Source organism: Mariniphaga anaerophila (genome assembly GCF_900129025.1).
GTDB lineage: Bacteria > Bacteroidota > Bacteroidia > Bacteroidales > Prolixibacteraceae > Mariniphaga > Mariniphaga anaerophila.
In genome coordinates, this window is record NZ_FQUM01000003.1 from 557380 (window position 1) to 573125 (window position 15746).

Below are 15746 nucleotides of genomic sequence, written 5' to 3' on the forward strand. Positions count from 1 at the left end.
TGCAAAAGAAGTAAATTTAGCCGGAATTAAAATTTAAAAAAATGAGAACTGCACATATCTTAATATTCACATTTGCAACTATCCTGTTTTCTTCCTGTGTTTCCATGAAACAATTCTCTGATGTTCAAGATAAACTCAAGAACACGGCTCAGGAAAATGAGGTTCTAAAACAGTCGAATCTGAGGCTGGAAACAGCCAACCGCGAGATGGAAAGCGTGAATAAACAACTTACCGAGCGGAACAAAGATTTGACCGCACAACTGGAGGACGCGTTGTACAACCTGAACGCCCAAAAACAAAAATATGCAGGGCTGGAAATAGACATGCAAAACCTGAACCGGCAACTGGACATTTTGAAAACAGGCAGTAGCTCGGAAATAGAACAGCTGATGGACGAATTGCAAACCGCCCGCCGCAATTTAAACCAACGCGAAGATAGAATACGCGAAGCCGAAAAAGAGCTGGAAGAACGAAATGCAAAACTGATAGAACTTCAGGATGCGCTGGCAAAAAAAGATGAGGCGGTAAAAGATTTGAAGAATAAGGTAATGCACGCACTTACCGGTTTTACCGGCAACGGGCTGACAGTTCATGAGAAAAACGGAAAAATTTACGTTTCGATGGACGAAAAGCTGCTTTTCAAAACCGGAAAATGGGATGTTGATCCTAACGGGCAAAAGGCATTGAGCAATTTAAGCCAACTGCTGGCCGAAAATACCGACATCAACATTATGGTAGAAGGACACACAGACAACGTGCCTATGCGTGGATCGGGAGACGTAAAAGACAACTGGGATTTGAGCGTAATGCGCGCAACTGCTGTCACAAAAATTCTAACCCAGAACAAACAGCTCAAACCAGACCGTATTATTGCCGCCGGACGCAGCGAATATGTCCCTCTTGCAACAAATGAAAGTGCAGAAGGGAAGCAAATGAACCGCCGCACAGAAATAATTCTTTCGCCCAAGTTAGATGAAGTACTGGAAATATTAGAGGCAAACTGATGGAATACCAGGAAGATTCCGACACAAAAAGAAGCGACGAAACCTGCACAAGATATTAATATTCTGCAGAATAAAAGAAACAAACATCCGACAACACCAACTGTAACAACACAGACAAACGGGGACCGCCCTAAAAAGGTGCATTTCCAAAATGAAGGCAAGATTAAAATTTATTAAAAAATCAACGCAAAAAACGGACAAAACATCCCAACTTTTATTACTTTTGCAGCCTGAAAATTGTCCTGTGGTGTAATTGGCAACACGTCTGACTCTGGATCAGAAGAGTCCAGGTTCGAGCCCTGGCAGGACAACCAAGTCAAAAATAAAATCCTTGTAATTGATGAAGTTACAAGGATTTTTTATTTCATCTAAAATTACTGAAATTTTCATTCTATGGCGAGTGGCAAACAATTCTACTGAAAGCTTCAATGCTAGACTAAAAGCTTTCAGGACTAGTCAAAGATGTGTTGTAGACATTAGAATCTTCCTGGTTAGATTGACTAAAATTTATGCTTAAATTGAAAAACGCCCCGGATAATGAACCGTCCCATGAACTGTCTCCGGCTCAATAAAAAACGAAAGCCGGCTCTTTAACAGAACCGGCTTCCCTTTGTTTATTCCTACTACAATTAACTTTCTTTGTAAGCTTTAATCAATATCTCCAGAATTTTTTTGCCGGCTGCTGCTACGCTGGTTCCCGGACCAAAAATGGCAACTGCGCCTGAGTCGTAAAGAAACTGATAATCCTGCGGCGGAATTACGCCACCAACAATAACCATGATGTCATCGCGACCCAGTTTTTTCAACTCTTCAATAACAGCGGGAACGAGTGTTTTGTGTCCGGCTGCCAGTGATGAAACTCCCAGAACATGCACGTCGTTTTCAACGGCTTGTTTTGCGGCTTCTTCCGGGGTCTGGAACAGTGGCCCTACGTCAACGTCAAAGCCCAGATCGGCATAACCGGTAGCAACCACTTTGGCGCCCCTGTCGTGTCCGTCCTGTCCCATTTTTGCTACCATAATACGCGGCTGGCGGCCTTCCAGTTCGGCAAACTCCTGTGCCAGCTCCTGCGCTTCCTGGAATTCTGATTTGTCTTTTGCTTCTGATTTGTACACGCCTTCAATTGTTCTGATTACTGCTTTATATCTTCCTGCCACTTTTTCGCAGGCATCTGATATTTCACCCAGCGATGCACGTTTTTTTGCGGCTTCGATGGATAACTCCAACAGATTTCCTTTGCCTGTTTCGGCAGCTTTTGTTATGGCTGCCAGTGCAGCTTGTACTTCTTCTTCGTTGCGTTCGGCACGCAATTTTTTCAACCGTTCGATTTGCGCCTGCCGTACTGCAGTGTTATCGATATCCAGAATATCAATCGGATCTTCTTTTTCGAGACGGTATTTGTTAAGTCCAACAATGGTCTGATTTCCACTGTCGATTCTTCCCTGCGCCCTTGCTGCTGCCTCCTCGATACGCATTTTTGGAACGCCGGTCTCAATGGCTTTGGCCATGCCTCCCAATTTTTCTACTTCCTGAATGAGTTCCCAACCTTTATGTGCCAGTTCATTGGTTAACGATTCAACGTAGTACGAACCGGCCCACGGGTCAAGCGAGCGGCAAATTTCAGTTTCCATCTGCAGGTGCAGCTGGGTGTTACGTGCAATTCGTGCAGAAAAGTCGGTTGGCAGCGCGATGGCTTCATCAAGTGCATTGGTGTGCAAACTCTGCGTATGTCCCAGCGCTGCAGCCATCGCTTCAATAGCTGTGCGGCCTACGTTGTTAAACGGATCCTGCTCGGTAAGCGACCACCCCGATGTTTGCGAGTGGGTACGCAATGCCATTGATTTTGGATTTTTCGGGTTGAATTCTTTTACAATTTTTGCCCAAAGCATTCTGGCTGCCCGCATTTTGGCAATCTCCATAAAATGGTTCATTCCAATGGCCCAGAAAAACGACAGGCGCGGTGCAAAAGCATCAACACCGAGGCCTGCTTTAATTCCTGTCCGCAGGTAATCCAATCCGTCGGCCAGAGTGTAAGCCATTTCAATGTCGGCAGTAGCACCGGCTTCCTGCATGTGGTATCCCGAAATGGAAATGGAGTTGAATTTGGGCATATATTTCGAAGTGAACTCGAAAATGTCTGCAATAATTTTCATGGAGAATTCAGGCGGATAAATGTAGGTGTTTCGCACCATGAATTCTTTCAGAATATCGTTTTGGATGGTTCCGGACAGTTGTTCCAGCGTTGCGCCCTGTTCCAGTCCGGTAACAATGTAAAAAGCCATAATGGGCAGCACTGCACCATTCATGGTCATGGAAACAGACATTTTATCGAGCGGAATCTGGTCGAACAAAATTTTCATGTCTAGGATAGAATCGATGGCTACCCCGGCTTTCCCAACGTCGCCAACCACGCGCGGGTGGTCAGAATCGTACCCGCGGTGCGTTGCTAGGTCAAATGCAACCGAAAGCCCTTTCTGGCCGGCAGCAAGGTTTCTGCGGTAAAACGCATTGGATTCTTCTGCCGTAGAAAAACCGGCGTACTGGCGGATGGTCCATGGGCGCATGGCATACATGGCAGAATAGGGACCGCGCAAAAATGGCGGTAATCCTGCTGCATAATCCAGGTGCTCCATCCCTTCCAAATCTTCTTTGGTATAGATGGGTTTCACCGGAATCTGTTCCGGAGTTAACCAGTTTTTCTCATTATTATTTGCAGCCTTCCCCGCGGGATGATTTTTCTGAAAGGCTGTTTTTATATTTATGTCTTTAAAATTTGGTGTCATTTTATTTGATTTTTAGATTCCCAATTTGGTTTGATATGCTTTCAGGTCTTCCAGAATATTGCTTTTTACATGGACGAAATTTGTAATCCCTTTTTCTTCAAGTTCCGGCTGACATTTCGGAGCGCCGGCAATTACCAATATTTCTTTGTCCAGAAGTCCGGCTATCTGCGGGGCAATTTCTGCATATTCTTCGTCTGAGCTGCATACTACAACAATGTCGGCATTTTTTGCTCTGGCTGCTTCAACGCCGGCTGCTGCCGAATCAAATCCGTTATTGTCGATCACTTCGAACCCGGCTACTGCAAAAAAGTTGCAGCTAAACTGAGCCCGGGCTTTGCGCATGGCCAGGTTGCCCATCGTCAGCATAAAAGCAACCGGACGTTTGTTGTCTTTTGCGTACATGTCGGTTTTGTAACGCAGTGCTTCAAACGGTTGGGCAATGCGGTACGGTTTCAGCGTTTCCACATCGGCACCTTGTTCTGTGTTGTCTGTCGCTTCAAAAACCCAGTCGGGGAAATCTGTTTTGGCTGTTTCAGTAAAATTGGGAAACTGGTTCACTCCCAGCAGATTTTCGCGACGAAGTGCTGCGCTTGTGCTCCGTTTAGCAGCCATCGTTTTAATTTCATTCTGGATGAATCCTTTTTTAAATGCCTGAATGAAACCGCCTTTTTTCTGTACTTCCAGAAACAATTTCCAGGCGTGCTCTGCCAACGAAGCAGTAAGATTTTCAATGTAATATGAACCGGCTCCCGGGTCTGAAACTTTGTCGAGATGCGATTCTTCTTTTAGCAAAATTTGCTGGTTGCGTGCAATACGTTCCGAAAATTCGGTGGTGTCGCCCAAAATGGCATTAAACGGAAGTACGGTAATGGAATCTGCTCCGCCTAATACTGCCGACATGGCCTCGGTTTGGGTGCGCAGCATATTCACATAAGGATCGTAAATAGTTTTGTTGTAACTGTTGGTTTCGCAATGGGAAATAAGCTCGGCAACTTCGTCGTTTTTCGGGTTGAATGCTTTTACAATTTGTGCCCAAAGCAACCGGGCAGCGCGTAATTTGGCAATTTCCATAAAGTAGTTGTTGCTAATGCCAAAGTTGAATTTTATGTTGCCGGCCACATATTCAATGTTAAGCCCGGCGTCTGTCAGTTTGGTCAGGTATTCAACGCCCTGAGCCAGAGAAAATGCCAGTTCCTGCACAATGGATGCACCGCTGTTCGCAAAAAATTTCCCGTTAACACCGATTACTCTGAAGTGGGGGATTTTCCGGGTTTTATTAATTGCATTTGCTATTTCGTCCAAAGCATCGGGCTTTAGTTTTCCTTTAAGAACAAACGAGCCGATGGGATCAGACGAAGATGAACCGACGATGTTATTTTTGTTTTCTTTTCTTTCTGAAATGTATTCTGCAAAAGGCAGGGCACAATTGCAGTTGCCGCAACGACAAATAAAATTGATTTCAACCGCTTCCAGGCAAATGTCTTTTAGCAGGATTTCCAGATCGGCTTTTTCGACTTTTGTAGCGCAGTCGAAACAAAAGCCCAGCGAATTTACCCCTTTGCCGAGGATGCTTAACGCTTTTTTGTTGGCCTCACTGAAATCTTTCACTGCAATATCCTGGCGGATAAGCCATTCATTGCCTGTTTTTTTGTTTCCGCGCACATACGGAAATTCTCCGGGAAGTGCGTTGAGGAAGTCTAGTCCTTCCAGGTTTTGTCGGCGATAGTAGGGGCGCACGTTAAATCCTTCGTGCGTTCTCCAGACCAGCGCTCTCTCATAATCTCTGCCTTTTAAATCAGCATTTATTTTTGCTTCCCACTCTTCTGTTGTTACGGGTGGAAAATTGGTGAAAAGCTTTTGGTTTTGATCTGTCATGTTGAAAATAATTTAGTAAAAATAGGTGAACAAAATTAGCCTATTTAAAAGATTGAGCATGAGAAAATAGGAGGATTTTAGGGATTATTAATAAAAATCATGTTTTTAGGGTGGATATGTAAAATTATTCTTACCAGTTTTTAGTGAAGAGTAAATTTCGCAATGCCTGGTTTATAGTTAATTCGTATTGTCTGCTGTTCGGTTCAATCGGGCGAGTCGACCTGGTCTTGTTCTGCTTTCCTTAACGTTTTTTCACCTTCGGTTTTCATCAGAATTTTCTAACTTGCATTCTCATTTTTGAAATGTTGGGAATGGATAAGTTGCAATGGACAAAAGATATTTTTGGGCCTAAGCTGGAAATCAGTCATGGCGAGGAACTTATCGGCAGTATCCGGTGGGAGAGCATGATGAGTTCGAAGGCACAGGCAATAATTAACGGGAAACTTTTTATTCTGAATCGTGAGTTTTTTCTTTCAAAACTTGAGATTTACGACGCCAACGACCAGTCACTACTGGGAATGGTGATGATAAACCTGTTTAATCCGCGCACCGACGTGGTGATAAATGGCAAGCGTTTCGAACTGGAGATTCAGAACTTCTGGCAATCGCGTTGGTCGTGGAAGTTCAACGGAGTTGAGATGATTACCTATACGTCCAATGAATTTTTAACAAAAGACAAGGGCGAGATTGAACTGTTTACTGCGGTAAACGACGAAGTTGAAATTCTTATTCTGCTCGGATTGTTTGTCCGCAACCAGTTTGTCCTTTTTATGCTGCTGATTTTGTTGATAGTAATTTTGATTGTACTATAAAAAGAAAAGGCTGTCCTTTGACAGCCTTTTTGCTCCCGGTTTCCCGGGAAAACCTAAACCAACTAAACCTAATAAACCATAAACCTGCCAGAAAGCAGGCCTGATGATTATCTTCAATATTTTGTTTCAACTTTTTTGCAAAATCCGATATTTAAAAATATCCTTTTCTGCTTTGGTGAGCAAAGATATTAAAAAATATTCTACTTATTGTGCTTACTCTGAACTTTGACCGGCCTGATCGAGAACTTTTTGCACCGACCCGTGCAGAAGCAAAAGCCTGCGGGCTTTCTCTGCCGTATAGCCCAGTTCGTCCATAATCATGTGGGTGCCGCGTTCTACCAGCTTTTTATTTGTTAATTGCATGTTAACCATTTTATTGCCTTTTACCCTCCCCATCTGAATCATCAGCGTGGTGGTAATCATGTTCAGGATTAGTTTCTGCGCTGTTCCTGACTTCATTCGCGTACTGCCAGTAACAAACTCAGGCCCAACAATGGCTTCTATGGGAATGTCGACATTTCGTGCCAGTTCGGAATCGGGGTTGCTGGTAATACATGCTGTCAGGATTCCTTGCTCGCGGGCGTTTCTTACAGCTCCTATAACAAAAGGTGTTCGTCCCGAAGCAGCAATGCCAACTACTGTATCCAGTTGGTTGATGTTAAATTTTTGAAGTTCCTGCCACGAGAGGTTTTCGTTGTCCTCAGCAGATTCAACTGCTTTGCGGATGGCCTGGTCTCCGCCGGCAATAAGGCCAATAACCAAATCGTAACCCACTCCGTACGTTGGCGGAATTTCAGAGGCATCCAAAATTCCCAGTCTTCCGCTGGTTCCCGCTCCGATATAAAAAAGCCGTCCCCCTTTTTTTACCCGGGGAACAATTTCTGAAACCAGCTTTTCTATTTGCGGAATTGTTTTTTCCACTGCCGGTAATACTTTTTTGTCTTCGTTGTGGATTCCGTCCAACAACTCGCGAATACTCATCTTTTCAAGATTGTTGTATTGCGAACTCGATTCAGTAATACTACTCATCAGTTCAAAATTGTTTGTGGTACTCCATTAATTTTAATAAAGGTTCCTTTAGTATAATTCCCAGAACCAAATTGCGTTTCAAAAGTACGTTTTTTAGCTGTTCCTGAAAAAAGAACGCCACTGAACCTACAAAACAAATGGGCTGCTTTTCGAAACCTGAATACTGAGCTACATTGCGAAAAATGAATGAATCGAATTCGCTTTGCACCAGGTTCTCACAATATTCGTGTTCAATATTTTCTTTTAGAAAAGGAACAAAACCCGCCAGAAATTTGTTGGGTTTTTCCTGCCGGTAAACCCGATTCAGAAATTCTGCATATTCAATGGGATATTTTTCTGCAAATAGTTTTACCAGCTCTTCGGGCATCATATTTTTTAGGAAATCACCAACCAGCTTTCTTCCCAGAACCGCACCGCTCCCTTCATCTCCCAGAATAAATCCCAGCGGCGGAACATGAGCTGTAATTTCTTCTCCGTTGTACTGGCACGAGTTGGCGCCGGTTCCTAAAATGCATGCTATTCCGCTTTTTTTGCCCAGTGTGGCATGGGCAGCTGCAAGCAAATCGCTGTGCACTTCCTTTTGGGCGTTGGGAAAGAATGGTTCAAGTGCCTTTTTAATTACGTTTGCTTTTTCTTCGTTTACAATGCCAGCGCCGTAAAAAAATATTTTCTCCACCTCTTCCGGAAGGTGGGCTATCCGACTTTCTTTCCACTCTGCAACTATGTTTTCTGTTGTGCGAAAAAACGGATTTACACCGCCGGTGTTAAACAGTTCTGGCTCTTTTCCCGCCACTGAAAAACACCAGCTTGTTTTGGTAGAGCCACTGTCTGCAATAAGTATCATTTTATGTGTATTTATTTGTTCAATAAGTAATTGGTTTACTCTTTTTGTTTCTGTCCGAAAATTCAGCCTAGCTCATCTTTACATGTTCAGGTCGTAAAAATAGGGCATTTTACTGTGCTAAACTAAAAGTATATTTTGAAAGTTGACTCTCTGGTAATTTATAAAAGTTTATTTGTTTTATCTGAATGCTCCCGGGCCGGAAAATAATTGCGTAAACTGATTTTGGTCAGCTTCTTATTTACTGTTTTTTTTCAAAATTGAGAACTAGCAAAAGAACCATTCAATTTCCCTGATGTTTACAATTTCATTTGTGGTGGTTCAGGTCTTTTAAAAAGAATATATTTGCTTCAGCAAAAAGAGTTTAATTTTTTGAGATGAAACGGGCATGGTAAATTGTTAGCACAATGTAGTATAACCATCGTGCGGGTTACATGAGTCGCCATCCAAATAAACAATTTCAAACAGATGAAAAGTATTTTATTGACGTTGATTCTATTTATCGTATGTTTTTCTGTTCATTCGCAATCCACCCCTCCCAAATTCGAGTTTCGGGGTGTTTGGGTGGCTACGGTTGCAAATATCGACTGGCCGTCGAAACCGGGCTTGTCAACAGAAGAGCAGCAAAAAGAAGTGATTGAAATTCTCGATATGCACAAAAGACTCGGAATGAATGCAATAATTCTTCAGGTTCGACCAACTTCCGATGCGTTTTATGCTTCGGCGCTGGAACCGTGGTCGAGATATCTTTCGGGCACTCCGGGGCAGGCTCCCGAACCGTTTTACGACCCGTTGCAATTCTGGATTGAACAGAGCCACAAGCGGGGAATGGAATTGCATGCATGGCTGAACCCGTTTCGGGTGGCTTTAAACCATAAACAATCGCTGGCGGGAGAACATGTCGCTTTTAAGCATCCGGAATGGATTTTGAAATATGGCAACAGCCTTTATTTTGACCCGGGGCTGCCACAAACACGCGATTTTGTAGCAACCGTCGTAAAAGATATTGTGGCCCGCTACGATGTAGACGCCATTCATTTTGATGATTATTTTTATCCATATCCGTTGAAAGAAGATTTTCCCGATACAACATCGTTTGCATCGTATAACCGTGGATATTCTCCTGCATACAAAGCCGACTGGCGCCGCGAAAACGTGGACATTATTATAAAACTGTTGAACGAAACCATTAAAGCAACCAAGCCGTGGGTCAAGTTTGGCATCAGTCCTTTTGGCGTTTGGCGAAATATTGCTGACGATCCCCGGGGGTCTGATTCACGAGCCGGAGCCACCAATTACGATCATCTTTATGCCAACATTATCAAGTGGCAGGAGAATGGCTGGATTGATTATACGTTGCCACAACTGTACTGGCAAATTGGCCATCCGCTGGCCGATTTTGAAAAACTGGCCCAGTGGTGGAATTTACATAACTACGGAAGAGGAATGTATATTGGGCAGGGAGTTTATAAAAGCGATTCTTCTGCCGACGTAAAAGAATGGGCACAACCCGGAGAATTACCTAAACAAATCAGGTTGCTTAGAGAGATTCCTGGAATTACCGGCTCGGCTTTTTACAGCAGTAAACATTTTAAAAGAGATTTAATGGGATTTCAGGACAGCCTGATGCAGGATTTGTTTCGCTATCCGGCACTGGTGCCCCCCATGCCGTGGATCGACAACCAGCCGCCGCTTCCGGTTGCTCGGTTCAAAAAAAGCGGACGTACTGTAAAATGGAACAGCAAAAAGGCAGATTCGGAGTTGGATCAGCCCAAACGTTTTGTTATTTATCTGAATGAAGAAGGAACGAAATTGAATCCGGAGAACCCGAAATTTATTCATGTTATACTGAATGATGGAGAAGATAAGTTCAAATTTGAAAAAATTAACAAAAAAAGAAGAAAGTATGAAGTGCGTGTTTCTGTGCTGGATCGGTTGAATAATGAAAGCTGGTTGAGTGCGCCGGTGACAATAAAGCTGTAATTTTTCTTTCAGTTTTCGAACGATTGTCTAAATTTGCAGAAAAAATCGGCCTGTAGCTCAGTTGGCAGAGCAGCTGACTCTTAATCAGCGGGTCCAGGGTTCGAATCCCTGCAGGCCGACAAAATCGCCTCTTCATTCTTCCCCGAAGAAAAACTTAATCAAATACGATATGAATAGAACTGACTGTTTTGTCGCCTACTCCGGGATGGAAGAAACCCGAAATCTGGTTTCAGTATTAAAGGCAAATGCATTGGTAAACAGTGTTTTTGTGATCAGTCCCGAAAAAGTTAATATTCCGGGTAGTGAAACCCTGGTAACCGAAACTCCTCTTTCTACGGCAACAATGTTGCAAATTGCACAAAAGTCAACATCAGAATATTGTTTGCTTGCTTTGCGAAGTACGCCGCTTGAGTTGGGTCAGTTCAGCATTGAGCGATTGTTTCAGGTGGCCGAAAATACGGGCGCGGCAATGGTTTACGCCGATTATCGCGAAATAAAAAATGGGAAAGAGATGCTTCATCCGGTAGTTGATTACCAACAGGGAAGTTTGCGCGATGATTTTAATTTTGGCCCGGTTCAGTTTTATCGTTCCGGAATTTTGAAAAGCTTTTCCGAAGCTCATTTTCAAATTGCAGGATATTATGCTTTGAGGCTGCACGCTTCGCGCATGGGCGAACTTGTTCGTGTTCCCGAATTTTTGTTTTCGATGGTTGAATCGGATACCCGAAAATCGGGTGAAATACAATTTGATTACGTAAGCGCGTCTGCCCGCGATAAGCAAATTGAAATGGAGAATGCATGCACAGCGCATTTGAAAAAGATTGGAGCTTCCCTTTCTCCTCCGTTTCAGGAAGTCGATTTTGAAGAAAGTGAGTTTCCGGTGGAAGTATCGGTGATTATTCCGGTGCGCAACCGTGCAAAAACAATTAAAGACGCAGTAGAATCAGTGCTAATGCAGAAGACTGATTTCTGGTTTAACCTGATTGTTGTGGACAATTACTCCACTGACGAAACTACTTCTATTTTAGAGGAGTTTGCAAAAGAAGGTATGTTAATTCATGTTGTTCCCGAGCGCAAAGATTTAGGAATTGGCGGCTGCTGGAACGAAGGAATTTTTCATGAAAAATGTGGCAGGTTTGCGGTTCAGCTCGACAGCGACGATTTGTATGCCAGCGAAAATACGCTGCAAACTATTGTGGATAAATTTTACGAAGAAAAATGTGCCATGGTGGTGGGAACGTACCAGATGACCAACTTTGCGTTGGAAGAGATTCCTCCGGGAATTATTGACCACCGGGAGTGGACTCCGGAAAACGGACCGAACAATGCACTTCGAATCAACGGACTGGGTGCCCCGCGTGCTTTTTATACGCCGGTGCTGCGTCAGATAAAAGTGCCAAATGTTAGTTATGGCGAAGATTACGCGTTGGGGCTGGCTATTTCGCGTACCTGGAAAATCGGGCGTATTTACGAGCCGGTGTACCTCTGCCGCCGCTGGGAAGACAACACCGATGCATCGTTAGATATAGAAAAACAGAATGCGCACAATTTGTACAAAGATCGCATCCGGACAATTGAACTGAAAGCGCGGATGAAACAAAAACAGTAACAGTGGATTTTGGCCGTTATTAATTTACTGAGTAAGTGGATAAGAATAAAATTATTTCTACGGAAGAGCTGGCAGAGTTCGGAGAAACAGAGTCGCTGAATCAGCGTGCCTTTGCTTTGATTAATCAGCAAAAGGGAACATGGGAACTTGCACATAATAACTACGCAGCGCTTTCAGGTGTGCAGACGCGGAGTTTCGATTTTGGCCACTTCAAAATTATTGTTCAGCATAATCCGGGGCGCATCCGGTCGTCGGCGGCAAAAACCGATGCCGGCTCCATTGCTGCAAGGCCTTGTTTCCTTTGTGCGAAAAATCTTCCTGAGGTTCAAAAAGGGATAATTTTTCAGAACAGGTTTTTTATTCTGGTTAATCCGTTTCCAATTTTCCCTGCTCATCTCACGGTGCCTCACTTCGAACATACACCGCAGCAAATACTGGCTTATTTTCCGGATATGCTGGAGCTTGCCCGGGCGTTGCCGGGGTTTACTGTTTTTTACAACGGGCCGCAGTGTGGCGCTTCTGCACCCGACCATTTCCATTTTCAGGCGGGAATCAGGGGGTTTCTTCCTGTTGAGGAAGAGTTGGATGAGCTGGAGAAAAATCATTCAACAACGCTTTTTCAGAATAGTCAGCTTCATGTTTATGCTGTTGAAAACTATTTTCGAAAATTTGTTGCTGTTTGTTCTTCAGAAAAGCGTGAAGTAGTTCGTGCCTTTAATTACTTATATCAGCAACTTCCTGCTGTTGATAATAACGAACCAATGTTAAATGTCTTGTGCTTTTTTGAAGAAGAAACATGGAAGATTTTAGTGTTTCCTCGCGCCAAACAGCGGCCATCTCATTTTTTTGAAACAGGTGAAAAACAGATAGTCGTAAGTCCGGCAGCTGTTGAGCTGGGAGGAGTTCTCGTACTCCCCAGGGCTGAAGATTTTTCGTCAATTTCTTCCCGAACCATCCAAGAGATATATGGAGAAGTTACTTTGCAGTCGTCAGATTTTTCCAGGCTGAAAAGTATGTTCGCTCAATTTAGCTGATTTGCGTATTTATAACCCGCAATTTTAATCCGAACCTTTTTGTCCTTTTTTAGTGATTTTCGCTTTTGTGTTTTGCAAAAGATGCAGTATTTTTATCGTCGATTTTTCAGGAAGAGAATAGCTGTTTAGGATTTACAAACCCAAAGAGAGCAGAACAGATAAATGAGAGCAGAAGATATATTAAAGGCGCTTCCGGTACCTTTTTATGTTATCGATCTGAAAAAGAAAAGAATAGTTCAGACCAACGACGCAAAAGTAAAGCCTGAGCAAGGGCCGTGCTTTGCACAACTTTTTGATCAGAATACGCCTTGCCGCGAAAAGGATGGAAAGTGCCTATGCGAACGAATGATTGAGAAAAACCTGGATGCCGGTTTTACGCTGGAGTCCGGCCAAAGAAAAGATAAACGAGTATACCGTGCCAGCGTTAAAAAACTTGAGGGTGACCTGGCGATTGCCACATATTCTGAAATCACCCGTGAGGTTTCCTCTATCAAAGAAATGAAAATTAATACCCGGAGAATGGAGAGAGCTGAAAAGCTTGCCCTGTTTGGTTCTTGGGAAATTGATCTGCAGACAAAAGATTTATTTGCGACCCGAGGCGCCGGAGAAATTTATGGCGGAAGTGGCGGCTTTTTTTCTTTGGAGGAGGTGAAGCGGCTCGCTGTACCAAAATATCGAAAATTATTGGATGAGGCTTTCGATAATTTAATTTCCGGAAAGCGCCCTTACAATGTGCGGTATCAGATTAAACGTGTCAGCGACGGGCAGCTCAGGTGTATTCATGCGATTGCAGAATACCGGCCTGATAAAAACATGGTTTTTGGTGTGGTAAATGATATTACAGAGGTAATTCTCTCTCAAAAAGCGCTTCACGAAAGCCTTGCCGATCTTAGTCTTGCCCAAAAAATTGCAAAAATAGGGAACTGGAAATACCGCCCCGGAGAGCGGAACTTACAGTGGTCCGACGAATTGCTCGAAATACTGGAGAGGAAATCGTTTCCGGGTAATCCGGGAATTGAAGATTTCAGGGAGTTTGCGGAGGAAGACCATTTTAATTTGTTTAAAAAAGCCGTTAGGTCGGCCATTCATGTAGGCAAACCTTTTGAACATCAGTTTTACATTAAGCTGACAAGCGGCAGAAGAAAATGGGTGGAAATTATTTGTAGACCCGATAAGGAAAAAGGTGAGTATGGACATTTTTTGCGCGGAACCATTCAGGATGTGACGTCGAGCAAGTTGGCGGAAATTGAGTTGCAGCGCTTGACTAACCGTCAGACGACCTTGATTCAAAATTTGCCCGACGCTGTTTACATGAAGGATGTAAATTATCGTAAAATCGTTGTGAATAAAGGCGACGTAGAAAATTGCGGAGTGAGCAGTCCGGAAGAATTAATAGGGAAAACGGATTTCGATATTTATCCGCGGGAAGCAGCAGAAAAATATTTTAAAGACGATCAACTGGTTATTGAACAGGGAATACCTGTCATAAATCGTGAGGAAGAACTGCCTGGCGAACCGAAACGCTGGATTTTGACCACTAAAGTTCCTTTGCGTGATGTTAACGGACAAGTGATTGGACTGGTAGGAATCGGCCACGATATTACCCTCAGAAAACAGATGGTGGAGGAGTTGAGTGAGGCAAAACAGAAAGCAGAAGAGAGCGATAAACTTAAATCGCTTTTCCTGGCGAACATGAGTCATGAGATTCGGACGCCACTGAATGCAATTCTTGGTTTTTCGAAGTTTATAAGCAGCGGAAAACTTCCGCACGAAAAACTGGAGTATTACGGGAAAATAATTGAAAGTTCGGGGCAGCGGCTTACTTCTGTTATCAATGATATTATTGACATTTCGCTTATTCAGGCCAATCAGTTGAAGGTAGATTACAGCTTTTTTGATATTAACGATTTGTTGGAGGAGATGCACATTGTGTATAAAGCGCAGCAGAGTGAAAAAATTCAAAAAATTGATTTTCGGGTAAGGTATTGTGAGAATCAGGAGCATAAAGTATTTAAATCGGACAAGAACCGGGTGTTCCAGATTTTCCGTAATTTACTCGATAATGCTTTTAAATTCACAGATGAAGGAACCATCGAATTTGGCTGTTATACTTCGTCTTCTGAGAAAATGACGCTATTTGTTAAAGATTCGGGAATAGGGATAGAAGAGGGAAAAACGAATGTTATTTTTGAATCTTTCAGACAGGCACAGGAGGGGTTTTCCAGAAGGTATGAGGGAACAGGACTGGGATTAGCCATTGTTTCAGGTATTGTGAATCGCCTGCACGGAAAAGTTTGGGTGGATTCAACAGCGGGAGCAGGTTCTACTTTTTTTGTGGATATTCCTTTTGAAGCAGAAAAAGTTACGTCTGACCACGGAGCAGTGGGCAAACAATCAGAGAATGAGGGCGAAAACCAGAAAAAGAGAATTGTTTCTTTTGAAGATGACCTGTCCAGCATTGAGTATATGAAAAGCATGGCAACGCTTTTGGGACACAACCTGGTTAATTTTGACAATCCGCCACTGGGAATAGAGTACCTGCGAAAGAACAAGGCTGATTTGGTTTTGATGGACGTGCGGTTGCCGTTAATGAACGGGTTTGAAGCAACACGAATCATCAAATCAGAATTTCCTGACCTGCCGGTAATTATTCAGACGGCTTACGCCATGAAAGGTGATATGGAAAAAGCATTTCAGTCGGGTTGCGACGATTACCTGGCAAAGCCCGTTCTGTTAAAAGACCTGAAAAAGAAAATAAAGCACTTTTTACAGTAGT

General features: G+C 43.4%; 10 protein-coding genes and 2 tRNA genes. 8 read left to right on the plus strand and 4 right to left on the minus strand.

What is annotated here, in order from left to right; all coding sequences use genetic code 11:
* Positions 1-41: 41 nt before the first annotated feature.
* Both BUB08_RS08345 and BUB08_RS08350 read left to right on the plus strand, forming a co-directional pair.
* Positions 42-1004, plus strand: coding sequence for an OmpA family protein (locus BUB08_RS08345; protein WP_073000700.1), 963 nt, complete (start codon positions 42-44; stop codon positions 1002-1004).
* Between the two features lie 238 nt (positions 1005-1242).
* Positions 1243-1318, plus strand: a tRNA-Gln gene (locus BUB08_RS08350).
* Between the two features lie 315 nt (positions 1319-1633).
* Here BUB08_RS08350 and scpA read toward each other — a convergent pair.
* Positions 1634-3787: a methylmalonyl-CoA mutase gene (scpA, locus tag BUB08_RS08355; protein ID WP_073000703.1), complete on the minus strand. Its 2154-nt coding sequence runs from the start codon at positions 3785-3787 to the stop codon at positions 1634-1636.
* 12 nt (positions 3788-3799) lie between these two features.
* Positions 3800-5662, minus strand: a complete 1863-nt coding sequence (locus tag BUB08_RS08360; protein ID WP_073000705.1) for a methylmalonyl-CoA mutase family protein — start codon at positions 5660-5662, stop codon at positions 3800-3802.
* A gap of 311 nt (positions 5663-5973) precedes the next feature.
* Between BUB08_RS08360 and BUB08_RS08365 the strand changes: the two genes are divergently transcribed.
* Positions 5974-6474: a hypothetical protein gene (locus BUB08_RS08365; RefSeq protein ID WP_139249648.1), complete on the plus strand. Its 501-nt coding sequence runs from the start codon at positions 5974-5976 to the stop codon at positions 6472-6474.
* A 213-nt stretch (positions 6475-6687) separates the two neighbouring features.
* Here BUB08_RS08365 and murQ read toward each other — a convergent pair whose 3' ends face one another.
* Positions 6688-7503: an N-acetylmuramic acid 6-phosphate etherase gene (gene murQ / locus BUB08_RS08370; RefSeq protein WP_073000709.1), complete on the minus strand. Its 816-nt coding sequence runs from the start codon at positions 7501-7503 to the stop codon at positions 6688-6690.
* 4 nt (positions 7504-7507) lie between these two features.
* The gene (locus BUB08_RS08375; protein WP_073000711.1) at positions 7508-8347 is read right to left on the minus strand and encodes a hypothetical protein; all 840 of its coding nucleotides are present in this window, start codon (positions 8345-8347) and stop codon (positions 7508-7510) included.
* Positions 8348-8812: 465 nt separating this feature from the next.
* Between BUB08_RS08375 and BUB08_RS08380 the strand changes: the two genes are divergently transcribed.
* The 5 genes from BUB08_RS08380 to BUB08_RS08400 all read left to right on the plus strand — a co-directional run bounded on the left by BUB08_RS08380 (position 8813) and on the right by BUB08_RS08400 (position 15745).
* Positions 8813-10327 (plus strand): glycoside hydrolase family 10-like protein, encoded by a 1515-nt coding sequence (locus tag BUB08_RS08380; RefSeq protein ID WP_073000713.1) that lies wholly within the window; start codon positions 8813-8815, stop codon positions 10325-10327.
* Between the two features lie 46 nt (positions 10328-10373).
* Positions 10374-10446 (plus strand) — tRNA-Lys (locus BUB08_RS08385).
* A 50-nt stretch (positions 10447-10496) separates the two neighbouring features.
* Complete coding sequence (locus tag BUB08_RS08390) at positions 10497-11936, plus strand: glycosyltransferase family 2 protein (RefSeq protein ID WP_083570655.1); 1440 nt, start codon at positions 10497-10499, stop codon at positions 11934-11936.
* Positions 11937-11971: 35 nt separating this feature from the next.
* A complete protein-coding gene (locus BUB08_RS08395; RefSeq protein ID WP_083570656.1) occupies positions 11972-12970 on the plus strand; it encodes a DUF4922 domain-containing protein in 999 nt (332 codons plus the stop codon).
* 162 nt (positions 12971-13132) lie between these two features.
* Positions 13133-15745, plus strand: a complete 2613-nt coding sequence (locus BUB08_RS08400; RefSeq protein WP_073000717.1) for an ATP-binding protein — start codon at positions 13133-13135, stop codon at positions 15743-15745.
* Position 15746 lies beyond the last annotated feature (1 nt).

Excerpts from the sequence above, each read along its gene's own strand:
- BUB08_RS08380 (WP_073000713.1), top strand. The coding sequence starts at position 8,813 with ATGAAAAGTATTTTATTGACGTTGATTCTATTTATCGTATGTTTTTCT.
- BUB08_RS08390 (WP_083570655.1), top strand. The coding sequence starts at position 10,497 with ATGAATAGAACTGACTGTTTTGTCGCCTACTCCGGGATGGAAGAAACC.
- murQ (WP_073000709.1), bottom strand. The coding sequence starts at position 7,503 with ATGAGTAGTATTACTGAATCGAGTTCGCAATACAACAATCTTGAAAAG.
- BUB08_RS08345 (WP_073000700.1), top strand. The coding sequence starts at position 42 with ATGAGAACTGCACATATCTTAATATTCACATTTGCAACTATCCTGTTT.
- BUB08_RS08365 (WP_139249648.1), top strand. The coding sequence starts at position 5,974 with ATGGATAAGTTGCAATGGACAAAAGATATTTTTGGGCCTAAGCTGGAA.
- BUB08_RS08400 (WP_073000717.1), top strand. The coding sequence starts at position 13,133 with ATGAGAGCAGAAGATATATTAAAGGCGCTTCCGGTACCTTTTTATGTT.
- BUB08_RS08360 (WP_073000705.1), bottom strand. The coding sequence starts at position 5,662 with ATGACAGATCAAAACCAAAAGCTTTTCACCAATTTTCCACCCGTAACA.
- scpA (WP_073000703.1), bottom strand. The coding sequence starts at position 3,787 with ATGACACCAAATTTTAAAGACATAAATATAAAAACAGCCTTTCAGAAA.
- BUB08_RS08375 (WP_073000711.1), bottom strand. The coding sequence starts at position 8,347 with ATGATACTTATTGCAGACAGTGGCTCTACCAAAACAAGCTGGTGTTTT.